The following is a 25,314-nucleotide window of genomic DNA, read 5'->3' on the forward strand; positions in this document are numbered from 1 at the left end:
AAGAAGCTCGCTCTGCGCCAAGCCGCATGACCAGCATCATGGCCGCCCCTTTTTGCAGAACTTGACGCACACTTACTACATCAATGGATTACGCTTAATTCTTAAAGTTTGAATTGAGCATTATCGGCTAAGTCTTTCCGCTCGAGCGAAATGGCTTTGGGCCTGTTCGTCAATTTGTCGGTCTTTCGTTGGCGCCTGTCACAGTAGCTCAAGCCTCCCGGTATCGAAAGAACCTGCAACGATGCGTGCGGTAATCGGCGGCAACCACGTGCAATTAGGCGGGCTCTGAACTCCGTATGGCGAGGACACGTATGAAGACGACTACCTGGGCGCATCCAGATCGTCATCCATAAGAATACGCTCGGCCTCGGATCGCCAAGATCTATGGCCTTCCGCATGCGATGACCGATGCCGGCATTTCCTATGGGTTTGACGGGCTTTCCTATAGCCATATCGCTTCGCAGCTTCGGACCCGCTACGGACCCGCAGCTGGCGGCAAGGTGATCGTCGCCCATCTCGGCAGCGGTGCCAGTCTGTGCGCCATGAATGCTGGAATAAGTGTTGGGTTTTCGACATTGGACGGCCTCGTCATGAGCACGCGTTGCGGCGCGCTCAATCCTGGCGTCACCCTCCATTTGCTGAATGACCGGAAGCTGGAGACGGACGATTGGTCACCCTTCTCTACGAGCAATCCGGCCTGCTCGGAGTGTCAGGGATATCCGGTGATACGCGGACGCTAATCGACTCCGATGATCCTCTTGCCGCCGAAGCAGTCGATCTCTTCGTCTATCGTATCGCACGCGAGATCGGGTCGCTGGCCGCTGCGATAGGCGGACTGGACACGCTGGTGTTCAAGGCAGGCATAGGCCAAAACGCGCCATATATTCGAGAGAGGGCCGGGGCTGTGGCCGGCTGGCTTGCGGTTAATATCGACCACAAGCTGAATGGACGAGGCGACGAGGTCATCAGCCTTGCTGGTTCCGACGTCGACGCGCTTGTGATCCCCACCGATGAAGAGAGAGCCGTGGGGATCCAACTGCTATCTGTGTGCCTCAAGCTTTGTCGCTCGTACCCTGAGCGCCGACCTGATGCTACTCGCGCGGCGGGTGTCTCGGCCTGTCAGGAGTTCGGCGGCAGGAGCATGGTCCCATAGCCGGCCATCAAGGCGATCAAGGTTGCTGCAACCAGCGGCAACCAGAACTTGATCGGTCCGGCAATACTGCCAGCGATGCGCGGCCGATGCCATCAGCACCGTCAGGAGCCAGACCTCCCACGGGTTGAAACCGCCCCATGGGTCAATCGTCCGGTTTGGCAACAAGGGCCAAGATGATCGCTGCCGCAGCCGTGCGGCAAGACATTTGCGGCGGTGTTCCTCCGGCAACGACTTGTTTCAGCTAGTTGTGGAGGTGCGACAATTGAAATCCGGGCTGGCGTTCGACGCCGGATAACAGCGATTCCGCCGATCGGAACATGTCCTCGAATTCCAACTCGTTTTCAAACACCACGCCGCCGACGCTGATGGTCAGCGTGTCCGCGGTTCCTTTTGGCGCGAAATAGGCTTGGGCCACGCGCGCCCGGATACGGTCGCCGATCTCCCTGGCGTCGTCTTCTGTCGCACCGGGCAGAAAGACCCCGAACATGGAGGTTCCGATCCGGCCCACCAGATCTTCCTTGCGTACCGATGACTGGATGGTCGAGGCTATGAGCCGCAAGGCTTCGTCACCCCAGCCAAGGCCGAAGCGCAGATTGATGGACCTGATGTGTTCGGGATGAATGACCAGGAAGGCGCCAGATCTTGGACCAGACGATTCCGGCCTGGTTGCTCTCCTTTCGACCATCGACGTGAAGACTGTCCGGTTGAGGCAGCCTGTCAGGCTGTCAAAGGTCGCCGACTTGTTGAGTTCTCTTCGATAACGGACGAGCTCGGTCCGCTGCAGTCCAATGAACAGGAAAAGTGGGCCACCGACGATGACCGGCAACAGGATCGCTGTGACCATGCTGCGGCCGAACGGCGTCAAGGCTTCCGAGAACAGAAGCAGATAATTTAGGCCAACCGAGAGGAGCAGAATTCCCGCCGATCCCAGGGCAGTCAGCCATGCGATATCTTTCCATTGCCGGGGCGAGCTATTCGCCATTGGTGTCATCATTAGCCAATCTCCCGCCTGATCGGCTGTCATAAGGCCAAGGTGCTGCACTTTCAGTTTCGAGGAAACATACAATTTTAGTAATGGCGCAATCACCTACCATCGGCCCGAAATCAGCCCTTCAAAAGCAAGGCTACGGCGGCAAAAGCAACGACACCGAATTATCGGCTATTGCGGCGGGCCGAATATCCCCATCTGCGCGTCTCTGGCCACTGCCTCCGCCTTGCCATAGATGCCACTCGCCAAGGCCGTCGCCCAGCCATTGGAAACAAGCCACGCGCCGACATCCTGCTTGCCCAAGCTGCACGGTGCCGCAATGGCAAAACGATCGATTTCCGGCGGCACGACACATTTCAGCGCCCGGCCGCGCAGCCAGGAATTGAACGTCGCGCGCGCACGCTGGCCGCAAGGCCAGGCGATGCCACGAAAGGAACAGGTCTCATCCAGGTCAATGCCTTGGATCCCGCTGATGACTACCTTGCGCCCCATGGATTCGAAGATTGCCGACGAGGTGGCAACCGGTTGGTAAAGCAAGACCCCTGGCCAATCCTTTGGCATTCGCATCCCTGCAGGCGCGGCCAGACCAAGGTCGCTGAGCGGCGGGCGCGGCTCGACCCGTTCGATTTGCGCCGAATCAAGCTGTGGCGGCGCGATAAGGTCCTGAGCAATCTTGCGTGCCCGTCCTCGCCATGGCGTATTGGTGACGGTCGCAACTGGTCGCATTGGCTGGCTATCGTCGATGGATTGACGCGGCGCTGGTATCGGCCGATCGATGGGAAGCAGATCGGCGGCCCGGATGATCAACAAGACCCCGGACAGGAGCAGCAGGCTTCCGAGCAATATCAAGCGATTGTGCCTCAGCCAGCCCATCAACTCAAGCAAGGTTCCTTGCCCCTCAATACCCCGATGTCGATTTGGCGACCAGCTTGAGTGCACCTTTTCGAACCTGGTAGAAGGGCATGGATCGCTCACTGGAGCCATCCGCCCGAAACCGGAACAGGCCGGTCGATCCGCGAAATCCGCTCCGATTTTCGAGCACCTGCTTGCTGAAGCCGTCAGGCCCGGCCGAACTTGCAATTCCTGCTGTCAGGGCGACCATATCATAGGCGTAGGCGACATTGGCGTCGGCTGGATAATTGTAGGTCGTCTTGAAGCGGTCGGCGATCGGGCCGGTTTCGGTTGGGTCGAGCGTGGCGATGTAGGAGCCTTCAAACAGCGGCTCCATCGGATGTTCCAGCCAGCGGTTGGTTCCAATGACGGCGACTGCTTTTCCAGGAATGCCTTTCGTTTTGAGCGCCGCAAGGATCTGCGCCGGATTGTCGTCGCCGCTGGCGATGATGATGGCATCGGGAGCCTCGACCAGCGAGCCCATATCATTGACCACTTTGGTGCCGCCATCGCCGGCCGGATACGGAATGGTGACGGCGAGCGTCGCGCCATAGATGCTGAGGCTGTTGGCGACCCGCGTTTCAACCGCGCCGGCATTCGCTCCTGCCGCGACGAGCAACACGAACTTCTTGCTGCCTTTGGCCGCCAGGCCGGCTGCGCCCGCGGCCGCGCTGTCGGCCTCGTTGAGGCGCACCGCATAGACGCCCGGGCCGCCGGCGAAATTGTCGGCCAGCGCCAGCACCGGCGGTCGCTTCGATCCCGAGAGCTTGGCTATGTGCTGCGCGGCCGCGAGTTCGACCGGGCCGATGACGATCTTAGTTCCAGTGGTGATCGCCTTCACAGCCAATTCGCTGGCGTGCGCGCTGTCGCCCCTGGTGTCCTCGACCGTGACCGTGAGCAGGACATTTCCAAGGTCGGCCATCGCCAGCTTGGTCGCATCGAGCATCTTCCTGCCGTTTTCGCCGGCGTTGCCCGGGGCCGACAAAGGCAGCAGCATCGTGACCTTCGTCGATCCCGTGCCGAGCGATTGCGTCGCCTGGGCGGGACCGGCAACAGCGCCGGCGGCCGGCGCTCCGGGTGCGGCGATCGCCGCCGGGTCGAGCGCGTCCGAGACGCTGCCCTTCGACTGGCAGCCCGACACTATGCCCGCGAACGCAAAGACGATCGCCCACGTCCACGAACCGTGTCGCTGCCGGCCAGAATCCATGATGCCTCCCTCATATCCCGCCGGGTATTTGTCCCGGTCTCATCCGTTCATCTTACGGCAGACTTGCCTCGCCGTCTTTGCAATTGCTGGATTATGGCTCAGCCGTCGAAAAGTCTTGCCCGGAGCGCCTTGATCATTCTGGCTTGCCCGGCGCTTCGATAGTCCGTGCATTTCATGTATCGCGGGCCCGGCACGAACAGTCGGCGCACACAAATCCGCCTCGCCGGGGCAGGGGCACCATCGTCTCCTGCTGTCGGGAATGCGGAGAGTCCGAACGTCGCCACCGGCAATGGCCCGGCCACCGCAAAACCTTCTCTCGCCAGGATTGCACGCGCACGCCGGCAGTAGCGGACCGAAAGTTCGGAGAACCGGGTTTCACCGTGCCCGGCGCGATACTTCATGACGGTGGTGCAGAGATCGCCTGCGGCAAGGCTGTTTGCCTGCGCCAGATATCTGACGCCGAGCGCGATGTTGGTCGCCGGCGCGCCAAGCTCGTCGAGCGAGCCACGAAAGCCCAGCATTCGGGCCGTCGCGGGCATTACCTGCATCAACCCGACCTCACCATCGGCGCCGTGCACATCGGGATCGAATCCGCTTTCGATCTCCATCACCGCGTGCGCCAGCACCGGCTCCAGGCCGTAGAGCGATGCCTGGCACGTCGCGAACGCCTTGAATGTCTCGCGCGTCCATTCCGGAGCGACATCGCAGCGAACCGGCCGCGTCGACCCGGACGGAGCTTGCTGCTCGAGGGCAGGTCGTTCCAGCCAGTTGGCACGGGCTTCAGGGGCAAAAACGGCCAGTGCGATCGCTCCGGCAATCGCTCTCGACAATCTTCCACGGGCGATCATCGTCAGCCTGTCGGCGCGACTTGATCCCTTTCGGTCAGTTCATGTACTCGACCATGCGGTCGTGGAAGCACTCGCACTTGTTGAGCGTGTCCTCGTCCTTGTAGTTCGTCTTGAGGTAGCCATAAGCCATGCCGCAGGCGACCTTGGCTTCCGACGCCCAGACGAAGGCGGGGCGGGACGAATTGATCCATTCCGAGCTGTTGGCGACGGCCACCGACTCGTCCATCAGCTTGACCACCTGGACCTTGAGATCGACGATGTTGTCGTTCAACACCAGGTTCGATGTGCCGACGGTCCGGCAATAGTCGGCCACCGGCCCGTCGATGATGTCGGCGGCATAGCCCGTCGATCCGACTGCCAGAAACAGCGTCGCAGCGGAAACCAACAGTCTTACGGAACGTTTCATGATGAGATCCCCCTCTGTATTCCTAATCTCTAATACATAGCATAGTCGCGTGGCCCCGCACCATGCTCCTAGACCACGTTTGCCGTTGTCGTATGCTGCGTCACTCCGTCATCGTAGAGCAGGGTGATCGTGTTGGCGACGGGTGCGTTCGTCAAGGTGGCCACGTCCACGAAATTGGCGCCGTTGGCCAAACCGTCGGCGTCGACGCTGAGAGTGTTCGTTCCCGCATTGTAGTTCACGAAGTCGCCGACATTGGCCCCTCCGGCGGCTGTATCGAACAGTGAGGTAAGGTCGATGATGTCGCCATGGCCGCCGACACCGCTGTAGTCAGCGATAAGATCTTTGATGTCGAGGTGCTCGAGCTTGAACGTATCGACGCCTATACCACCGGTGAGCGTGTCCTGACCGGAACCGCCGATCAGCAGGTCGTTGCCGTCGCCGCCGAACAGTATGTCCGCTCCCGAGCCGCCGTAGAGCGTGTCGTTACCGGAGTTGCCCGACAAGGTATCATCGCCGCGTCCGCCGGAGAGGATATCAGCCTGGAGATTGAGTCCATTGAGGGTGTCGTTGCCGTCCTCGCCGAGCAGCGTGGTTTCTGTCGCGGTCGTGGTGTGAGTGTCCACGCCCGAAGTTCCTTGCCAGGTGCTGAGATCGGGCGAAAGGTGTGCCGTCACTGACCCGGCAATTGGGTCGCCGTCACCGTCGGTTGCCGTGACCGGGATCGAGATGTCGAACGGTGTGACGGCGTTGGCGGTCGTGTAGGTGACCGGGCCCAGTTTGAAGTCATTCGAGCCAACATTGGCCGAAATTTCGATTGCGCTGAACGGGTCTGAATTTGCAACCACGGTAAAGGTGTCGCCTTGCGCAAGACCGGTGATCGTCCACGTTCCGTCCCCATTGTTCGTTGCGGTCGGAGTAGCTCCGCCGGAGCCGTTGACGACAGTGACCAAGGCGCCGAGGGCCGTGCTTTCGCCGGTAACATCACCTATGTAGGTGTTATCATAGTCGGCGTTGACAGGGCGGATCGTTATCGAAACCAGGCCCGGTCCCGAGACATTGCCAATCCCCTGTGTATAGCTAGCCACCTCGTAGTGATCCGTATAGTGGGTTCCCGCCCCGATGCCCGCCGGGGTTCCGGCGATGGTGCCGTCGGTGGTTGCATTGCTGACGAAATCGAAGCGGATCTTCTCACCAGGGCTGATGCTGTTTCCGCCATCGACGCCCCAACTGCCCGTGCTGGTGTTCACGGAATTGGGGCTGTTGGCGGTTGCAAGCAGGTCGCTGGTTGAGCCGATGGAGTCCAGGACAATTGCTTGGTTGTTGCCACCGCTTGGCGAGAAGTTCGCCGTATTGAACTGGTTGCCGGCAAACATCGTCGCGGCCTGGGTGTATGTCCAAGTATCTGTCGCCGGGTTCAGGGTCGCCGTGAAAGCGAGGTCGCTGCCGTTCGCGGCCGAGGTCCGTCCCTCCACAGTATGCGTATCGACGACGTGGAAGAAGACCTGCTCGCCATTCAGGAATATGTTTGTGCTGCCTGATGTGACGGCCGCGCCTTCGGTCACGTTGAACACGACATTGCCAACGCCGTCAGCACCGGCGCTCGCGGCAAAATTGATGCTCTCCGTCAGCACTGTATGCGTGGTGTTTTCCACGAAGATGCCATCCGGCTTGAATGGCAGCGGAACGTCGTCCAGGACCGTCAGATTGACCGATCCGGAAACATGATCACCGCTGGTGTCGGTTGCCACCACCTGAAGCCCGTTGATGGTGACGTTGCCCGAGCCGGCAAGATGCTGGAGCTGGTCGGTCAGTGTCGCGGTAACGACGGGTGTCAACGAACTGTTGGCGCCGGCGCTTGTGTTTGACAGCGCCAGATAGACGAATGCGCCGAGGTTCACGCTGCCGGCCGTTTGTATCAGACTGCCGACGAGTTGGTTGCCGACGAGCGCCCAGCTGATTGTGTATCCAGAGGCTAGGCCAGAAACAGTCGGCGCCACCCAGTTTGGATCGCCGGTCGGGTTGGCGAATGCAACATTAATGGCTTCGCCGGTCGTGGTGAAGGTGATGCCGCTGATTGCTTGCGCCGTCTCGCCGCGGCTGCCTGGGTTGGTGCCGGTCACGGCCCCGACTTGGAGATCCGCAGGCGCCGAAGCATCGAGCGTGGTGTCGAGCGCGGCTTCGTTCAATGTCAACGATGCAGTCCCGCCACCAGATGGAACGGTGTTGGTCTGCACATTCAGGGTCACCGTGGCCGTCGAAGTGTCGCCGTCGCCGTCCTTGATCGTGTAGGTGAAAGAGTCCGACCCGATATAGATGCCCGTCGGCGTATAGGTGAACGTTCCATCGTTGTTGTAGGTGACGGTGCCGTGAGCACCGTTGGTGGCGGTCACCTGGCCGCTGACCGGATTGTTGTCGGTGTCGACGCCGTCGGCTCCGAATTTGTCGTTGGTCAGGAGGCCGGTGAGGACCGTCGCACCTGTAATGGTCGGAGCCCAGGTGTCGTTCGTGGCCGTCGGCACGTCGTCGACGATGGTGATGACGAGATTGCCGGCTGGAGCGCTGTCGCCGTCGGCGTCGGNCGGTCTCGGCGGTGAACTGGTTGGACGCAACACTGTCGGTATCGGCGTGTGCGGTCGGCACGTCGTCGACGATGGTGATGACGAGATTGCCGGCTGGAGCGCTGTCGCCGTCGGCGTCGGTGACGACGACCGCGAAGCTGGTGCTCGACGGATCGGTCAGCGTGTTGTCGATCAGCGTATAGGCGTAGCTGATGGTGCCGATGCCGGTGGTTGCATTGTAGACATAGCTGGCCGTCAGCGATCCTGTGGTGCCGTCGGCAAAAGTCTGGGCCGAGCCGGTCAGCACATGGCCACCCAGCGAGACGGTGGTCAGGCCGTCGGGCGAGGTGAAGCCGATGGTGCCCGAAGTGGTCTCGGTGGTTGCAGGCTCGTTGGAGCCGGCCGGTTCGCCGGCGCGTGCCGGCAGGCTGGCCTCATAGACGGTGGTGGTGGCGCCGCCGGCAGCCGGAATGGCGTCGGTCGGGGTTGAATCGCCGATGGCGATGGTCAGCGTGGTGTGCGAGGGGTCGCCGTCNAAGCCGATGGTGCCCGAAGTGGTCTCGGTGGTTGCAGGCTCGTTGGAGCCGGCCGGTTCGCCGGCGCGTGCCGGCAGGCTGGCTTCATAGACGGTGGTGGTGGCGCCGCCGGCAGCCGGAATGGCGTCGGTCGGGGTTGAATCGCCGATGGCGATGGTCAGCGTGGTGTGCGAGGTGTCGCCGTCGCCGTCCTTGATGGTGTAGGTGAAGACATCGCTGACGCCGCCCTGCGTGCCGGCATCGCGAACATAGGAGTAGGAGCCGTCGGCGTTGAGCGTCAGCTTGCCGTAGCTGCCCTGGACCTGGGTGCCGAGCGTTGCGGCATTGTCGACATCGAGATTGGTGTTGCCGGCGGCAACGCCGACCACGGCAGCGCCATCGGCGCCCTTGACGTCGATGCCGGTGACCGGCGAGGTGGTGCCAACCGCGCTCAGCACATTGCCGGTCTCGGCGGTGAACTGGTTGGACGCAACACTGTCGGTATCGGCGTGTGCGGTCGGCACGTCGTCGACGATGGTGATGACGAGATTGCCGGCTGGGGCNCCGGTCTCGGCGGTGAACTGGTTGGACGCAACACTGTCGGTATCGGCGTGTGCGGTCGGCACGTCGTCGACGATGTCGATGACGATTGCCGCCGGGGCTGACGAGGAGGTGCCGTCCGACACGGTGAGCGAGAAGGTCTCGGTCTCGGTGACGGCGGGAACGTCCGTGGTCGGACTGGTCAGCGTGTACTGGTAGGTCGCTACGCCGGTTACCGCGTTGTAGCCGGTGATCAGCAGCGTGCCGTGGTCGCCCGGGAAGGTCGAACCGTTGAGGCTGCCGATGGCAACCGTGGTGCTGCCGATGGTGACGCTCTGGACGTCGTCGAGGCCGTCGGGGTCCGATACCGTGAAGGTGCCTGTCGCCACCGTGCTGCCGTTGCCGGCCGCCGAGCCCGCCGGAAGGCCCGCTTCATAGACCAGGTCGTGGGCGCCGGCCGGGTTGCCCTGGTTGACGAAGATCTGCGGCACGTCGTTGGTGCCGTTGATGGTGATGGTCAGGGACGCCAGAGCGGTATCGCCGTCGCCATCCGCCACAGCATAGTCGAAGCTCTCGGCCACGGTCTGGCCGACATCCAGCGCCTGTACCGCGGCATACCCGGCCGGGTTCTGGGCCTGGGTGTAGAGCACATATGTGTAGCTGCCGTCGGCACCCACCGTAAGCTGGCCGTAGGTTCCAGCAACGTGGTTGGCAACGGCGCCGTCCCAGGTGATCGAGCCCAAGCCGTCGGTGCCGAGGTGATCCGCGTGGCCGTCGGTTGCGTTGGCGTCGCCGCCACCCACGCCCGTGATCACATTGCCGTCCGCCGTGAGCGGCCCATCTTCGGTGACCGAGTCCTGATCGTTGACCGCAACCGGGCCATCATCCTGGAATTCGATGCTCAACGCGACATGGGATACGGCGGTGCTCGTGTCGCCGTCGAAATCGGTGATGGTGGCCTTGACGTGCAGGTCGGCGGCGACGGTCGCTATGTCGTCAAAGGCTGCGGTGCTTGAACCGTCGACATTGTGAGCGATCGGCTGATATTGCCCGATCCAGACCGCTCCGGTCGGATCGACATAAACCTTGAAGACGTCGACGCCGTTGGCAGAACCAACGAGAACGCCGTCCGCATTTGTCGAGAGCATGATCGCCGAGCCGTCGAGTGTCTTCAGACCGGAATCGACGTTTGACAGCGGATTGCCAATCGCGTCGGTGACGGCAAACGAGAATGTCGCGTCGTCATCAGCGCCGACCGAGGCGTTGAAAAGGCCGAGCGCGCTGGCTGACGATTTTGCGTAGCCCAACGCCCCCGGCTCGTCCACCAGAGCTGGCGGGGAGAGAGCGGTGTCATCCGCCGGATTGGGATCTGCGGCGTTGTTGACGCCGGCGGACTCGTCGTGGCTGACCCGGAAGACCTCGGTCTGCGTTGTGACTGTCGTGACCTTGGCTTCGATGCCGAAGATCTTGAACGGGTTGCCGCCAGTCAGGGTCGCATCGGTTCCGCCAGCGTTGGAATCGAAGGTAAAATCGTTGTAGTTGCCCACCTTGAGCTGGTCGAACGGGGTGCTGCCGATGACCTCGACAGTCGCACCATCGGGCACGCCGGCGAAGGCATAGCCCACCTGCACGCCGCCCTCGAAGACAGCCGTGCCGGCCGTCAGCACACCATTGATGCTCACGGTGAACGGCTCGAATGTGCCACCGTCCTTGGCGCCGATGAACATCACGGCGGCTTCGACACCCTGGGCTTCCGCAACATCGATCGTGAACTTGACCGAGTCGACGTCGTATGAACCACCGTCGGTGATGCTGGGCGGATTCGGATTGTTGGGGGCGATGACAAGATTGTTGACGAAGTCCATCGTCACGATTTCGGGGCCGGTCAAATGCGGATGGGTTTCGTATCCGTCGATGATCTGGCCGTCGCCAACGCCGATCTTGGTGCCGGTGGTGTTGACGGAATTGTCGCCTTCGTTGATGTCGACGGCGCTGAGCTTGATGTCGTGGTTGCCTGCGCCATCCATGCCGCGAACATCGGTGTTGCCGGCCTGCAGCGTGTAGACGATCGTTTCGGTCGTGGTTGTGGTCGTCGTGCCGGCATCCCGCGCGACGATCTGCGGAACGTCGTCGAGCACCTGGACCTTGAATGTACCAGCCGCCAGTCCGATGGTATCGCCGTCACCGTCCATGGCAACGACAAAGGCCGAAAGATCGATACCGCCATTGGCAAGCGTATTTTCGGTGTTGTCGCCCGGGAGCGTATCCAGAGTCGGATGATCGATCTGATCGATCAGGGTGAAGACATAGGAGCCGTCCGCACCGACGGTCAGGGTGAAAACAGGACGATCCGTGCCCGCCTGATAGCCGGCGCCGGCGCCTACATCGACATAGCCGGTCAGGGTCGTGCCGTCGGAGACGATGAGGACGTTGCCGCCTTTCGAATCAAATCCCGAATCCGATGGGGTGGTTTGGGTGACAAGGCCGAAGGCCGAGGTCGCATTCGGGCCGTCAGAGCCGAAGTCGACGATTGCATTCAATGCGCCGGCAGCACCGATGGCAACCGCGGAGTTTGTTCCGGTCACTTCGCCAGGCTGAAGATTGTCGGCATTTCCGGTGGACTGGCTGTTGTGCAGGCCATCCTCGTCGACATTCGCGGTGATCTGGGCGGTGCCAATGGCCTTCGGCCCGTCATCGTCGAAGGAGAATGCCGAGCCCTTGCCGTCGATCAGGTCGACGGTCGCCTTCTCGGTGACGGTGTCGCCGTCGCCGTCCTGGCGCGTCACCTCATATTGCAGCTGAACCTGGCCGCCATTGGTCAGCGACAGATTGAGTTCGGAATCGAACTTGTTGCCGTCTNACCTCATATTGCAGCTGAACCTGGCCGCCATTGGTCAGCGACAGATTGAGTTCGGAATCGAACTTGTTGCCGTCTGCGCCATGGTTGAGCGCTTCGTAGAGCGTGGTCTGCAGCTGCTCGGCGCCCGGCGCGCCAGTGATCGCGATGGTCAGAACCTGATTGAGCTGCGTGTCGCGGCCGACGATAACGCCGCCCTCGAGGAACAGTGTGATGGCGCCGCCATCGGTGGCAGTGAGATTCGTGGCAAGGCCACCGGCCGGAATGCCGGTGAAGCTCAAAGTTCCGGTGACGGTTCCAGGACCGTCCGAACCATAGCTGCCGCCGATCGTGAACAGATTGGTCAGTCCGCCCGATACTGCCGTGTTGACCTGTGCCAGGCCCGGACCGGCATCATCCGTGTTGGCGTTGCCGCCGGCGTCTTCGGTCTCGCCGATAGCGCCATTGTAGCGGTCCGCGCCAACCGTCTCGTCGAGCTCGACCGAAAGCAGGCCAGCGGCTCCATCGTGGGCGCCGACCGTAAGGCTTGGCCCGTCATCGTCGAAGGAGAATGCCGAGCCGTTGCCGTCGATCAGATCGACGGTAGCCTTCTCGATGACGGTGTCGCCGTCGCCGTCCTGGCGCGTCACCTCATATTGCAGCTGAACCTGGCCGCCATTGGTCAGCGNATGACGGTGTCGCCGTCGCCGTCCTGGCGCGTCACCTCATATTGCAGCTGAACCTGGCCGCCATTGGTCAGCGACAGATTGAGTTCGGAATCGAACTTGTTGCCGTCGGCGCCATGGTTGAGCGCTTCGTAGAGCGTGGTCTGCAACTGCTCTGCGCCGGGCGCGCCGGTGATCGCAATGGTCAGGACCTGATCACCCTGCGTGTCGCGGCCGACAATCACTCCTCCTTCGAGGAAGAGCGTAATGGCCCCGCCGTCCGTGGCAATGAGATTCGTGGCAAGGCCACCGGCCGGAATGCCGGTGAATGCCAACTGCGCGGTCGTGCTGCCTGGCCCGTCGGCACCGTAGACGCCGCCAACGGCGAACAGCGAAGAAAGGCCACCCGCCAGGCCGGTCGTCACCTGGGCCAGGCCAACGCCGTCATCGGTGTTGGCGTTGCCGCCGGCATCTTCGGTCTCGCCGGCATTATAGCGGTCGCCGCCGACCGTCTCGTCGAGCTCGACCGAAAGCAACTGTGCCGCTTGCGCGGTTGCCTGGACCGAAAGCGTAGGGCCGTCGTCCAGCACACCAATATTGAGGGTCGCGGTGGCCGGATCATTGTCTGTGTCTGTAACCACGACGGCAAAGCTGTCGGAAACCCCCTCGGTCGTTCCGGTCGATGAGTTGTCGTGATGATCAAGAGTGTTGTCGGCAAGGGTATAAATCCAGCTATAGCCGTTCGTAGGATTGCCGGTGACCACGAGCGTGCCGTATTGCCCGGCAACGCTGCCGCCGTTGGTCACGTCCACACCGTCAATGACAAGCGTCCCGATGCCATCACCCGAGACGATGTTGAAGGTCCCTGAAACCTGCTCGGCGGTGCTGGCCGGGTCCGTCCCGTCGGAAAGCGCGGCCTCGTTGACGACAAATCCGGAGCCAATGTCGATTGTCGGCGTCGTATCTTCTTCCCTGACCCCGATCGTCAGCTCACGCGGCTCCAGCCGTCCAAATTGCAGGTCCGTCGGCGGCAACAATGCGGAAAGATCGAAGCCGTCGCCGATACCACCTGGGGGAATGGTGAAGTCGCCGCCGGCACTGCCTGGGGCGCCGCCCGGGCCGGCCGAGATCGAACCATCGGCACCGAAGGCGACATCGACGTGGCTCGCTTCAAGAGCGGCCAGCAAGGCCACGCGCGGAACTTCGACATCACCGATGATGAAGGTCGGCACGTTGAGCGCGCCATCCTTGATGAGGATGACTGAACCGTCCGCCTGTTCCAGCAACAGATTGTGGCCGTCGACCTTGATGTTGTCGATGGAGACGTCCGCCGGAAGTTTCACGATGTTGCTGGCGTCGGCCACGTATTCATGCGGCGCGGCTGCCGCCGGCGCTTTCGCCTCCGCGGGTGCTGCCGGCTGAACGGGTGCGCCACTGCCGACATCGACCGGCACCGGCTCGGCAGGCGCCGCCTGAGCGGCCTGCGCTACCTGGATGCCTGCCTGCGATGGCGAGCCGCCATGTTCATGTGAAGAGTGCTCGTCCCAAGAATTCGAGACGGTATCCAAATCGTTACTCGTCGTCATCGCCAAACCCCTCCGGCATTTCCCGGATAGAGACAGTGACGACTTCTGCTTTGCAACTGTCCCGCAATCAATTTCATATATCCTGGTATGCAAGTCTCGGCATTTTTTACGCGTGGTAAACCCGGAAGATATAATCTGATATGCATTGGCCGCGCCGCGCCTCGTTTGATATCCGCCGGCTGAGCTGGATTGGTAAACAGAAGTATAAATTTGAATAAAATTTTACACAAAATGGGTATTCCCGATTGAAGGAAACTTATCCACCTTCCTTTCCAGTAATTTGAGACAAGATTGGTACCGTCCACAGTCAAGAGGTGGGCGTTATGAAAAAAGAAAAAACTGCCCTGGGAATAACCGGGCTCAGGCTCATCCTGCTGGCAATGGCGATCACAAGCCTGCCGCAGCCATCATCCGCGAAAGCAATTGCCGTGAATGCCGGCGCTGCCGCTGGAGTTCTGGCGGCGGTCGAAACCCCTTCCAGTCTCGGCGGCGTTTCGCTGGCTCGGCCGCAGCCATGGCAGCCGGTTCCAGCCTACCGGATCGGCATGATTTTCAGCAGCTATGGTCCTGTTGCCGTTGATGAAAAGCGTGGTTCTTCGATCGCGCCGCCCGCCGCCGGGATCGACCCGATCCAGACGGCGGCGATCATTCCCGGCGTGTTCGGTTCTGTTGCCCTGTCGATGCGCAATTTCCCGGTTTCGGCGCGCTGGGCGCCGGTCTACAAGGCAATTGTCGACTGTACCGCGAGCAGCGCGTGCGAACGCAAGAACAGCGCCTTTGCCGAGATCGTCAAGGCAGCCGGGAACAAGCGCTTCTTCGACAAGTTGTCCTTCGTCAACTCAAGTATAAATCGCGCCATCGCCTACAAGAAGGACAGCGCGGTTTACGGCAGGCTCGACTACTGGGCCAAGCCCGCGGAAATCCTTGAGCGGCGGGCAGGGGACTGCGAGGATTTCGCCATCCTCAAGATGGCCGCGCTGCTGCATGCAGGCATCCCGGCGCAGAGCATGTCGCTGGTCGTCTTGCAGGATCGCAAGCGCGGTTTCTTTCATGCCGTGCTGTCGGTCAGCACCGGCAGCGGCGTCTTCATTCTCGACAGTTTGAGCAATGTAGTTTCCCGCGACACAGACCTGCCGACCTACGTGCCGCTGTATTCGTTCAGCACCGATCGCGCGTGGATCCATGGCGCGAAGACCGGTTCTGCTCAAACAGCCGATATCAAGGGCGGCCTTTCGACGGTCGCGCCTGGTGAAGGTGTGCAGCCGTAAGCTCCCATCAGAGAGTCTTGAGCGCTCTATCTCTTGTTTGACGCAATTTTCCACGGAAACCGCTCACACTTTTCCCGGAATTGCTCTAGCCGCCGAAGACGAACGCCATCAGCAGTTCCGGCTCGACCACCGGCGCCCGCACCGCGCTCAGTTGACCGCGGTAGCGGCGGTCGCCGGCGCCTATGACGAAACCGGTCGCGACCGGCGTCTCGCCATTGGCGTCGAGCCTGGCGAATATGTCGGCGACATTGAGGTCCAGCGCCAGCTTGAGATCCTGGCGCGCGTCCTCGTTCGGCGCGACCGGCAATTGCCGCCGCACCAGTTGCTGGAACGGCGCATTGAAGGTCAGGATCTTCTTCGACGATGCCAGGGCAAAGGCCGGCGAGGGACAGGCGACGAGAATGGCGCTGATGGTCTTGATCGACGCGAGCCTCTGCAAGGTGAGGTTTTGGTCGGCCAATCCACGCATGCAGGCTACGCGAATTGCCGATGTCAGGTTTCCGGCGTTGGCGTGGCTCTCTGCAATTTCCTCGATCAGTGTGCCGATCGTGCATTTGCGGCTTTCCGCCATCTGCTTCAGCGATGTCCAGAACGCCCGTTCCAGACGAATGCCGCGGCGCGTGCCGCCACGCGCCACAACCCGGAACTCGAGACCGAAATCCTCACTCGCCAGCGGTGGCAGCAGCCGGTCGCGATCGACCGGGCGGGAGATCGCACTATCGCTCACTCATTGCCTCCTCCCGCGCCTTGTTGATTGGTTTCAGAAGGTAGGTGAGAATCGTTTTGCGTCCGGTCTTGATGTCGACCGAACAGATCATGCCGGGGATGATGGAATAGGTCTTGCCGTCGCGTGTCAGGGTCGATTTGTCGGTGGCGACACGCACCTGATAGTACGGTTCGCCGGTCTTCTGGTCGACAAGGCTGTCGGCAGTGATGTTCGACACCTTGCCTTCGATGCCGCCGAAGATCGAGAAGTCATAGGCGGTCACCTTGATCAGGGCATCCTGGCCCGGCCGGATGAAGGCGACGTCCCGCGGTGAGACCCGGGCTTCGACCAGCAGGGTCTCGGACGTCGGCACGATACCCGCGACGACCGCGCCGGGCTGGACGAAGGCGCCGACCGTGTTGATGTCAAGCGTGTTGACGATACCATCGACAGGCGAACGGATATCGGTACGCGCCACCTTGTCGGTGGCACCGCGTATCGTCTCGTCCACCACCGAGAGATCGGCCAGCGCCTGCGTCAGATCGCTGAGCGCTTCCTGTTGCAGCTGCAGGCCAAGTTCGTCGACCTGAAGCTTGGCTTCCGTGATGGCAGACCTGGCTTTCTTGATGGTCTCTCCGGCAAGCGTCAGCTGACCATTGAGCTCGGTCTGCTCGCGCTCGACGCGGAGCTGCTCGGTTCGCGCCATCAGGCCTTTCTTGACCATCGCTTCGACCAGCTTCGCCTCCTGGTCGCTGACGGCCAGGTTCTTGGTGAGGCGATCGGCATTGGCGTTGGCTTCGTCGAGTTCCTTCTCACGCTGATCGAGCCGCGACTTTAGAACCGACAGTTTGACTTCGAAGTTGTCGCGCCGCGCGATTAGCAGCTTCTGCTCGTTGTCACAGATTTCCGGCGCCACCTTCTGGATCTCTGACGGACAGGGAAACGCGCCCTCGAGGCTGCCGGTCTGTTCGAATTGGAGCCGTGCAATGCGCGTCTGCAGCGCCCGCGCCTTGGCCTGCTGCTCGCCAAGGCTGGAAGTGTTGAAGGTGTTGTCGAGACGAATGATGAGGTCATTCTTCTTGACGACCTGACCGATCGTCACGGCGATTTCCTGAACCACGCCCGGCTCGCTGGCCTGGATGATCTGGGTCTTCGACGCCGGTATGATCTTGCCGTCGCCGCGTGCGATTTCATCGACCTCGGCGAAGGATGCCCAGGCTACCGAACTCGCAAAAAGCGCCCCGATAATGAATATCGAAGCCGACGCAAAAAGCGGCGGACGGTCTTCCCTGGCTAGCATTTACCACGTCCCAACGTGCTGTGTTCACGCATAATTCTGTTCGTCAGGCGCTTGTTTTCTGCAGCGCTTGTATCACTTGGTCTTTCGGTCCATCGGCAACGATCTTGCCCTGCTCGATGACGATCAGGCGGTCGGCCAGCTCGAGCATGCTGAAGCGGTGCGTCGATACGATCAGGGTCGTGTTGCGATCGAAAGCCACTTTGAGCTGCTTGATCAGCTGGCGCTCGGAAGCCAGATCCATCGAGCCGGACGGCTCGTCCAGGAACACGATTTTCGGTTTGGTCAGCAACAGGCGGGCAATTGCCATTGTCTGCCTCTGACCGCCCGAGAGATTGGTGCCGCGCTCGCCGACATTCATGTCGTAGCCTCGCGGATGGCGGGAGACGAAGTCGTCGACGCCTGCAGCCTTGGCCGCCTCGACGATCTGCTCATCGGTCGCCTCCGGGCACGCCATCAGGAGATTTTCCTTGATGGTGCCGGAAAATAGATCGTTGGCTTGCGCGACGATCCCGACCGCGGCGCGAACCTCAGATGGGTGGTATTGGCGGATGTCGATCCCGTCCAGCAGCAGCTCGCCGGAGGTCGGCAGGAAAAGCCTGCCGATCAGCCGCCCCATGGTCGTCTTTCCCGAGCCTATGCGGCCGATGATGCCGATCCGCTCACCGGGCTTCACCGAGAAATTCAGGCCGGTCAGCACTTCGTTTTCGGAACCCGGGTAGACAAAGCCGACATTCCTGAATGCCATTGCACCGTTGCGAATGGGGCGGTTGACGAAACCAACCGTGTCCGGCCGATCCTCAGGCTGCGCCATGATCGAATTCACCATTCGCAGGGACAGCATCGCCTGGCGAAGTCTGGACAAGGTGATCGCAATCTGCCCAAGCGGGGCCACCGCCCGGCCCGCCAGCATGACGGTGCCGATGATGGCGCCGGTCGAGACATGCCCTTCCGAAAAGGCATAGGCGCCGGCCACGATCAAAGCGACGGTGACCATCTGCTGGATGGCTTGGGTTATGTTGCCGGCGGCAGCCGAAAGCTGTTTGATCTTCTCGGACGTGTTGGATGCGTTCTTGGAATGCTCCGCCCATTTTCGCAGAAGGTAAGCCTCTGCGCGCAGCGATTTGATCGTTTCCAGCGTGGAGATGGATTCCACCAGCAGGGCCTGGCGCTGCGAAGCCTCGTTCATGGAAGCGGCAACGCGTTTGCCGATGCGCCGTTGCGTGATCAGCCCGACGATCACCGAGGCGACAAAGGCAATGGCCGGTATGACGACCAGCCAACCGCCTATCGCATAGATGACAAGAAGAAAGACGAAGACGAAGGCTGTGTCGATGAAGACGCTGATGGTGTTCGACGTGAAAAACTCGCGCACGAACTCGTACTGGGTCACCCGATTTGCATATTCGCCGGTTGAGCCGGGCCTTGCGGACAAGGACGAATTCAGCACCTTCTCGAAAAGCATATAGGAGATGCGAAGATCGGCCTTGCGCCCGGCATAGTCGATCAGTGACGCTCTGGCGGTCTTCAAGAGCAGGTCGAACAGAATGACCGCGCCGATCCCGATCGACAGCACCCAGAGCGTCGATATCGCCTTGTTCGGCAAGATCCTGTCGTAGACGTTCATGGTGAAGATCGGTGAGGCAAGAGCCAGCAGATTGATGAATACCGCCGACAGGATGACCTTCGAATAGGTGCGCCAGAACGGCCCCATCGTGCCGGTCAGCCAATGTCGCCGCTCGATCTTGGCCGCCGAACCGACGCTCATCGCCTCTACTGCGTTGGCATAGGTTATCGAGAAGGAAACGCCGCCACTAATATAACTTCCGGAAAACTCGGATTTGCTAATTGTGGTGCGCCCGTCTTCCTGGGGAGCGGTCGTAAATCCACCGTCCTCGGTCTGGGCAAGCAGCGCAACCGGCAACTGGCTGACGCGAAACAGAATGGCGGGAAGGTCGATGCGTCCGCGAAGAAAGTCGCGATGGCTGAATTCCGTGATTTCAAGACCGATGCGTTCGGCAAGATGCCGGATGGCGTCGATATCGATGCGGGTGTCTGACAGCGGCACGCCGGCAAACAGCACGGTCTCGGAACTCGGCCTGCCGAGGTACCCGGCAACAGCGGAGAAGCAGGCCTTGAACGCCTCTTTTGGGGAGAGGATTTTGGGTTGTGGGTTCACGATCAGCCCGCAGGACTATCGTTCGTCCTTGACCTTCCTACTTCTTTCTTACCGGTGCGAGGATGTCGAAAGGCAGATCGTTCGTCTGCTCCGACGGCGTGCGCGCATACGTTTCGGTGTCGGCCGTTTCAGGCGCATTGAACTCGGCCTTGGCATAGGCGGTGGCCTGTTTTGCCGGCTGAAGATTCATGGTCTTCAGCAACTGCCCGGTTGCCGCCAGCAGCCGGTACTGCGCGAAAAGCGACGCGTAGGATGCGGTGTCGGCAAGCGTAGCTGTGTTGAACCGCGTGTTCTGCGCGTCGAGCACGTCGAGCAGCGAGCGCTGTCCGACCTTGAACTGCTCGCGATAGGACGCCACCAGCCTTTCGTTGGCGGCAGCCTGAAGCTTCAATGTCTTTGCCAGATCGGCCTGCCGGAAGCGGCGATCCCATGACGTACGGACGGCTTCCTCGATCTCGCGCAGAACCTGGTGCAGCACAAGGCGCTGCTCGCTGGTGCGGCGGACCTGCTCTTGCTCGTTGGCTTTGTCGATGCCGCCGCGATAGAGGTTCCAGCGCAGCACCAGCCGCGCCTGCAGGTCGCTAGCGTCGCCATCGTCGCCGTCGATGTCATAGCCGCCGCGGGCGCGGCCTTCGGCGATGACGGAGGGCCCGAATTTCGCCCGCGCCGCATCCACCAGGGAGGCGGCGGCGTCGATATCGCTGTTGGCCATGTGGACGCGCGGATTGTTCTGTCGCGCCAGCCCTAGCGCGTCGTCGAGCGACGTTGGCAGCGCGCTCGAGACATCGCCTGGCCTTGACGCGTTGGTCAGCGGCTTACCGACCGTCTTGAAGAACCGTATCTTGGAAGCCTCCAGTTCTTCGGTCGCCTCCTGCATACGTGCCTTGGCAGCGAACAGCCGCTCCTCGGCCTGCTGGCGATCAGCCTCGTTCAACGCGCCGCCTGCAATACCTTGCCGGATGTCGCCGAGGATTGCCTGGTGAAAGCCCAGATTCTTCTTCGCTTCCGAAACGATCGAAGCCTGCAGCATGTATTCGAGATAGTCCTGGACGACAGACAGTCCAATGAATTCAGACCGTTCCAGCACCCGGAACGATGCGCCGTCGACCCGCGACGCCTGGCGGTTCAGTTCCGCCCGCCTTGCGCCGCTGTCATAAAGCGTCTGCGTGACAACGACGTCGGCTTCCGCCGGATAGAGCGCGTCATCCTCTATGGACAGCGAACGCCGGGAGGAATTGTCGAGACGACGAACCCCCGCCGACGCCTCGACATCGACGCTGGGAAGATAAAGTCCCTTCGCTTGGCGTAGCTCGAATTCGATTGCTTCGCGGTTTTCGATCGCCTGGCCAATTTCGGGGTTGGACTCCACCGCAACCGCCATCGCCTCCTGGAGAGTGAGCGCGTGAGCATTCCCACAACTCAATATGGCGACCGTCGTCAGCAGGCCGAGGCGCTTGCCTATCGCCGACATAGATGTCGTATTCATTTCACCCCACCCCAACGTTCCCCTGCGCCATTATTGCCAGGCGTTACAACTCAACCGTGATTGTTCACAAATTTGCAAAATATGGGAGCACTTATTGATTTAGTGACCGCTAAAACGCTAAATTCAAGCAAAATTCTATAGAATGTCGCAAAAATGGCACATAAAATACCCACTGCGGTTTTTGGGTAACAGCCTTCCGAGTTTGAACAGGCAAGCGAAACCGCTCCGGGAAGGAGGACCGCAAGGCCCCCTTATGACCTATTTTCTCCTGATGGCTTGACTATTTCTGGGTGTATTTTTTCAGCGAGGTGACCGACAACATCTTGGTTGGCGGCTACAATCGGCAGGATAATCTTAGCCCGCTTGCCAGAGCCTGGAACCGACACCCCGGTCTTTCTTGGACCTGAAGCGTGGGCATAAATCCCTGAGCCGGCGAATAAAGGCCGACAACTGCTTCACTGGCCAGCGTGCCAGCATAGGGCTCATATGACGGCCGATCAACGACTCGGTCAACCGAAGAGGTGACGGTACTTTTTGAGGCGGTTCTGTAGGCCATCGAATGCCGCAAGGTCCAAAAATCGCTCCATTGAACCCGATAGCTGGTGAAACCTCAAAATAGTTCTTGCGGCGATTTTCCGTTAAAATCAAAAGCGCAATTTTTTTGACGGTTAGTGTCCGCCTTTTCGCAGCTCAGAAAAAAATCTGACTGGAATTGAGTCATACGCTGTTTAAACAATGCGGAACGAAGTGGTCGGTTGCGCCACCACTTTGCGGGACGACATACGAGACTTGCAGGACGAGCGCGGTCAAACATCGAGGGCCGCCGGCTCGTTAGATACCACTACTCGTTCCTCCGCGCCATTCCAACAGGCTGAACTTCGAGGCAAGTGAGCCGGTCCTGGTCCGGCGCCTCGACTCGTAAATCCATTCCACCGATCACAACTGCTGCAAGCTGCCGCTTGTTTGTTACTTCCCAAGTCTCATCGGCCATATCGAGGCGCTAGACCGTCAGCTGGTCGCGCGCTGTTGCCACAGCTGCCGATCTGCAACCGTCCCCATTTCCGCCGTTCTGGACCCTGTCTCCCAACGTTTGCAAAACGAGGTCAGCTATGGTCGGCAGTTTGGGGTCGCGGGAGCATACGGGATGATACGGGACCTTTCAGATTTTGGCCCACCAAAATCCAGCAAAATCAACAATTTCCGTTTGCCCTCCGGGCCCACCAATAACTCACGGCTTACGCCGAACTCTTTGTTTTGTGATCGCATCCGCGAAAAAGCACTCTACCGTCAAAGCTTTTCCCCACCTCTCGATAATTTCGCAAGCTGCCGCTGGCTATCGGCGGATCGTTGATGCGCAACTGTGACGGCGGTCGTTACCGTGGCTCGAGTGTCAGCAGATGTGGTAAGGCTGATTGTCGACGAGTAGCAGAGGGGTCCAGCAACAATGACTTTGAGACGAACCAGAGCTTACGGCGGATCCGGCTTGGTTCTGGCGGTTTGCACTGTATTGGCTTGGCAAAACGCCACCGCCGCTCAAGATTGCTACGCAGCCGCGACGCCTGGCGTCAATTGGCAGGAGTGTGACAAAAAGCTTCTCATCCTGGAAGGACAGGACCTGAGCGGGGCAAACCTGTTCGGTGTTGATTTCACTTCGACCGACCTCAGGAACAGCAATCTCCTTGCGGCAAATTTTGAGAAGGCAACGCTTGTGCGCGCTTCCCTGGCCGGCTCGACCGCCAAAGGCGCCCGGTTCGACAAAATCGAGGCGTACAGGACCGACTTCAGCCAGATGGACGCGCAGGGCGCTGTGTTTACGGGCGCGGAAGTGCAGCGCTCGAATTTCCAGAACGCCAATCTGGTCAATGTTGATTTCACAAAGGCGGAATTGGGGCGTGCACAGTTCCATGACGCCGATATCAGCGGCAGCCACTTTTCGTTTGCCAATCTCGCGCGGGCGGATTTCCGAGGAGCGAAGTTCACCGCACCGATAGACTTTGACGGCGCTTTTTTCTTTCTGACCCGTATCGAGGGCCTCGATCTATCCAATTCGGCGGGTCTGTCCCAGTGGCAGCTCAACATGGCTTGTGGAGACGCCCGGACCGAGTTGCCTTCTGGCATGACGAGGCCAGAAGATTGGCCCTGTCAATTCCAGCAGGAATAGCCCGCCCGTCCGCTTCCCGCCCAAAGGCTGCCGGGCGGCAAAGCGCCTCAATTCAGTCCTCGACCGCGGGTCAAAGCACGACACTGCGGGACATTTCCGGCAATCTCATTTACCGGCGAACGACAACGACCAAATGGAGGACGGATGCCCAAGGTCAAAGGTGATACCGCTCTGGACAAGGAGCGCGCCAAAACAGAGAAGCTCCTCAAAAAGGTTGGATACACAGCCTTGAAGGAGGCCGGTGTGGTATCCAAGCGACCCGACCTCCCAAATCTAAAGATTGAAAAGCGAGGGAAGTAGCGCGGACACTCCCATGCTGACCTGACCGAAGGCACGCCCAAAATGTAGACGTCTGCTTTGCCTTCTCAAGCTAGGAGTGTGCAGGCGGCGCTTGCGACAACCACAAAGCGGACTGCTGGGGCCGGAAGAAGCTGTCGTATTTCCGCCCCGGTGCGATCCGATACTTCACAACTTTTTCACTTTCCAATTGGGGGGCCATAGCAAATGAACGAAGAGACCGGCGTTCAGAAGTTGGTGCGCACGCTGCGTGCTCGAGCACCTGATGACGCAGCTGAATTGCTCGCTAGAGAGTCTCCCGAGTTCATCCGCGACACACTAAAGCTGTTGCCGGACGGGCACGCCCGTAAGGTGGCCGAGCATTTGCCACTGCATATGCGGCCCATCAGCTCTCATGACGGTGAGATGGGTTTCGCGATCCCCGAGTCGCTCGTCGACGTGATGGACCCGATCCCCGCCAGCGTTCCTGTCGGGACGACGGTTGCTGCCGCGGTGGAAGCTGTCAGAGGCGCCCAGGTGCCGACCGAGCTCACTTATCTCTACGTCACGGACGAGGGCAATAGACTGGTTGGCCTAGCGGTCCTGCGCGATCTGATCCTGAGCGAACCCGACGCGATTGTCGATCACATCATGCTGCCCAGGCCGTTCGCTCTTGATGTCGGTCTCTCTTTGAGTAACGCATGCAAGGCGGCGGTACGGCGTCACTATCCTGTCTATCCGGTGGTGGATGCGGAGAACCGGCTGCTCGGGCAGGTTCGCGGCTGGCGATTGTTCGAGCAGCAAATCATCGAGATTTCCGCCCAGTCTGGCCAGATGGTAGGCCTCCAGAAGGAGGAGCGCTCTTTTACGCCGCTGTTTTCAGCCTTCCTGAAGCGTCATCCGTGGCTGCAGTTGAATCTCCTGACGGCCTTCATGGCCGCATTCGTGGTCAGTTCGTTCACAGGCACGATCGAGAAGATCGTTGCTCTGGCGGCGTTTCTCCCGGTCTTGGCCGGGCAGAGCGGAAACACCGGCTGCCAGGCACTGGCTATGACGCTGCGTGGCCTTGCCCTGGGGGATGTGGACAAACGACCGAAGCTGCACTTGGTGATGAGAGAGGGCGCGCTCGCGGCCGCCAACGGCGTGCTCGTCGGCGTTGTTGCGGCTGCGGCGATGTGGTTCTATGCCTCGAGGCAACCGGCGTCGGCGGCGCAAGCGCCGATGCTGGCACTTGTGATCCTGCTTGCCATGTCCGGATCGTGCCTCATGTCCGGCATCTCCGGCGTGCTGATCCCGTTGGGCCTGCGCCGGGTAGGCGCCGATCCGGCGGTCGCCTCGGCGATCTTCCTCACCACCGTGACCGATATTGTAGGCATGGGCCTGATGCTGGGGCTGGCCACCATGCTCGTGCTGTAGCAAGCTGCGTGCGGTGACGCGTCCCTGGGCGTTGAGGCAATGAGCTGACCTCGCGTTCAAAGAAATTGCAAGACCCGGGCCGAATCGCACACGCCTCGTGAGAAGCACCTCCGGCAGCTCTCCGTCCCTTGCGAAACGCGACGGAAGGCCTTTGGAGAAGCCGTGGGTGACCTTGAAGCCTGGTGACCAGATACGCAGGATCGCCCACCCAATATTAATCTTGTCGGCTGTGCGATCCACTACTGATGAGATTTGATTTTGTTAAGACTTGGGCCAAATACTTCAATCACGTGCAGCAATGTTGAGAAGAGTTTTTGACAATCAGCGCAGCC

General features: G+C 60.6%; 15 protein-coding genes and 1 pseudogene. 4 read left to right on the forward strand and 12 right to left on the reverse strand.

Going from position 1 to position 25,314, the window contains the following annotated elements; all coding sequences use genetic code 11:
• Positions 1–401: 401 nt before the first annotated feature.
• Positions 402–1,153 (forward strand): annotated as a pseudogene (locus X726_RS1000000168455) (hypothetical protein).
• A 241-nt stretch (positions 1,154–1,394) separates the two neighbouring features.
• On the opposite strand, the gene X726_RS164100 reads toward X726_RS1000000168455, so the two are convergent.
• From X726_RS164100 to X726_RS1000000171470, 8 genes are all read right to left on the reverse strand, one after another.
• Entirely contained in the window at positions 1,395–2,147 is a 753-nt protein-coding gene (locus X726_RS164100; RefSeq protein WP_023687765.1) for a GGDEF domain-containing protein, read from the reverse strand.
• Between the two features lie 165 nt (positions 2,148–2,312).
• Positions 2,313–3,026: a thermonuclease family protein gene (locus X726_RS164095; RefSeq protein WP_245272044.1), complete on the reverse strand. Its 714-nt coding sequence runs from the start codon at positions 3,024–3,026 to the stop codon at positions 2,313–2,315.
• Between the two features lie 13 nt (positions 3,027–3,039).
• Positions 3,040–4,239, reverse strand: coding sequence for an ABC transporter substrate-binding protein (locus X726_RS164090; RefSeq protein ID WP_031214579.1), 1,200 nt, complete (start codon positions 4,237–4,239; stop codon positions 3,040–3,042).
• Between the two features lie 98 nt (positions 4,240–4,337).
• Positions 4,338–5,087 carry a transglycosylase SLT domain-containing protein gene (locus X726_RS164085; RefSeq protein WP_031214581.1) on the reverse strand — a complete coding sequence of 250 codons (750 nt, stop codon included), beginning with the start codon at positions 5,085–5,087 and terminating at the stop codon, positions 4,338–4,340.
• 34 nt (positions 5,088–5,121) lie between these two features.
• Complete coding sequence (locus X726_RS164080) at positions 5,122–5,493, reverse strand: hypothetical protein (RefSeq protein ID WP_023704351.1); 372 nt, start codon at positions 5,491–5,493, stop codon at positions 5,122–5,124.
• Between the two features lie 68 nt (positions 5,494–5,561).
• Positions 5,562–6,866 carry a calcium-binding protein gene (locus tag X726_RS1000000172210; RefSeq protein WP_210164214.1) on the reverse strand — a complete coding sequence of 435 codons (1,305 nt, stop codon included), beginning with the start codon at positions 6,864–6,866 and terminating at the stop codon, positions 5,562–5,564.
• A 661-nt stretch (positions 6,867–7,527) separates the two neighbouring features.
• Complete coding sequence (locus tag X726_RS1000000171400) at positions 7,528–11,973, reverse strand: VCBS domain-containing protein (protein ID WP_023667946.1); 4,446 nt, start codon at positions 11,971–11,973, stop codon at positions 7,528–7,530.
• Positions 11,894–12,592 carry a DUF5801 repeats-in-toxin domain-containing protein gene (locus X726_RS1000000171470; protein ID WP_023667947.1) on the reverse strand — a complete coding sequence of 233 codons (699 nt, stop codon included), beginning with the start codon at positions 12,590–12,592 and terminating at the stop codon, positions 11,894–11,896. The genes X726_RS1000000171400 and X726_RS1000000171470 overlap by 80 nt, the downstream gene beginning before the upstream one ends.
• 1,924 nt (positions 12,593–14,516) lie before the next feature.
• Here X726_RS1000000171470 and X726_RS164060 point away from each other — a divergent pair.
• On the forward strand, positions 14,517–15,461 hold the full coding sequence (locus X726_RS164060; protein ID WP_023667949.1) for a transglutaminase-like cysteine peptidase: 945 nt from the start codon (positions 14,517–14,519) through the stop codon (positions 15,459–15,461).
• A gap of 85 nt (positions 15,462–15,546) precedes the next feature.
• Here X726_RS164060 and X726_RS164055 read toward each other — a convergent pair whose 3' ends face one another.
• Genes X726_RS164055 through X726_RS164040 form a run of 4 tightly spaced genes read right to left on the reverse strand, consistent with a single transcriptional unit; the run spans position 15,547 to position 21,129 of the window.
• On the reverse strand, positions 15,547–16,188 hold the full coding sequence (locus tag X726_RS164055; protein WP_023667950.1) for a ribbon-helix-helix domain-containing protein: 642 nt from the start codon (positions 16,186–16,188) through the stop codon (positions 15,547–15,549).
• On the reverse strand, positions 16,178–17,467 hold the full coding sequence (locus X726_RS164050) for an HlyD family type I secretion periplasmic adaptor subunit (protein WP_023667951.1): 1,290 nt from the start codon (positions 17,465–17,467) through the stop codon (positions 16,178–16,180). Before X726_RS164050 ends, X726_RS164055 begins: the two co-directional genes overlap by 11 nt.
• Before the next feature lie 43 nt (positions 17,468–17,510).
• Positions 17,511–19,643, reverse strand: coding sequence for a type I secretion system permease/ATPase (locus X726_RS164045; RefSeq protein WP_023691465.1), 2,133 nt, complete (start codon positions 19,641–19,643; stop codon positions 17,511–17,513).
• A 37-nt stretch (positions 19,644–19,680) separates the two neighbouring features.
• On the reverse strand, positions 19,681–21,129 hold the full coding sequence (locus X726_RS164040; RefSeq protein WP_031214583.1) for a TolC family protein: 1,449 nt from the start codon (positions 21,127–21,129) through the stop codon (positions 19,681–19,683).
• 1,444 nt (positions 21,130–22,573) lie between these two features.
• On the opposite strand from X726_RS164040, the gene X726_RS164035 reads away from it, so the two are divergent.
• Both X726_RS164035 and X726_RS164030 read left to right on the forward strand, forming a co-directional pair.
• A complete protein-coding gene (locus X726_RS164035; RefSeq protein WP_023687777.1) occupies positions 22,574–23,290 on the forward strand; it encodes a pentapeptide repeat-containing protein in 717 nt (238 codons plus the stop codon).
• Between the two features lie 504 nt (positions 23,291–23,794).
• Entirely contained in the window at positions 23,795–24,982 is a 1,188-nt protein-coding gene (locus X726_RS164030; protein ID WP_023667956.1) for a magnesium transporter, read from the forward strand.
• Positions 24,983–25,314 lie beyond the last annotated feature (332 nt).

It is taken from the genome of Mesorhizobium sp. LSJC285A00, from assembly GCF_000503155.1.
Taxonomy (GTDB): Bacteria; Pseudomonadota; Alphaproteobacteria; order Rhizobiales; family Rhizobiaceae; genus Mesorhizobium.

What these genes read in the sequence shown, in the direction of transcription:
- X726_RS164100 (WP_023687765.1), bottom strand. Translation starts at nt 2,147, where the DNA reads ATGATGACACCAATGGCGAATAGCTCGCCCCGGCAATGGAAAGATATC.
- X726_RS164090 (WP_031214579.1), bottom strand. Translation starts at nt 4,239, where the DNA reads ATGGATTCTGGCCGGCAGCGACACGGTTCGTGGACGTGGGCGATCGTC.
- X726_RS164085 (WP_031214581.1), bottom strand. Translation starts at nt 5,087, where the DNA reads ATGATCGCCCGTGGAAGATTGTCGAGAGCGATTGCCGGAGCGATCGCA.
- X726_RS164080 (WP_023704351.1), bottom strand. Translation starts at nt 5,493, where the DNA reads ATGAAACGTTCCGTAAGACTGTTGGTTTCCGCTGCGACGCTGTTTCTG.
- X726_RS1000000172210 (WP_210164214.1), bottom strand. Translation starts at nt 6,866, where the DNA reads ATGTTTGCCGGCAACCAGTTCAATACGGCGAACTTCTCGCCAAGCGGT.
- X726_RS164060 (WP_023667949.1), top strand. Translation starts at nt 14,517, where the DNA reads ATGAAAAAAGAAAAAACTGCCCTGGGAATAACCGGGCTCAGGCTCATC.
- X726_RS164050 (WP_023667951.1), bottom strand. Translation starts at nt 17,467, where the DNA reads ATGCTAGCCAGGGAAGACCGTCCGCCGCTTTTTGCGTCGGCTTCGATA.
- X726_RS164040 (WP_031214583.1), bottom strand. Translation starts at nt 21,129, where the DNA reads ATGAATACGACATCTATGTCGGCGATAGGCAAGCGCCTCGGCCTGCTG.
- X726_RS164035 (WP_023687777.1), top strand. Translation starts at nt 22,574, where the DNA reads ATGACTTTGAGACGAACCAGAGCTTACGGCGGATCCGGCTTGGTTCTG.
- X726_RS164030 (WP_023667956.1), top strand. Translation starts at nt 23,795, where the DNA reads ATGAACGAAGAGACCGGCGTTCAGAAGTTGGTGCGCACGCTGCGTGCT.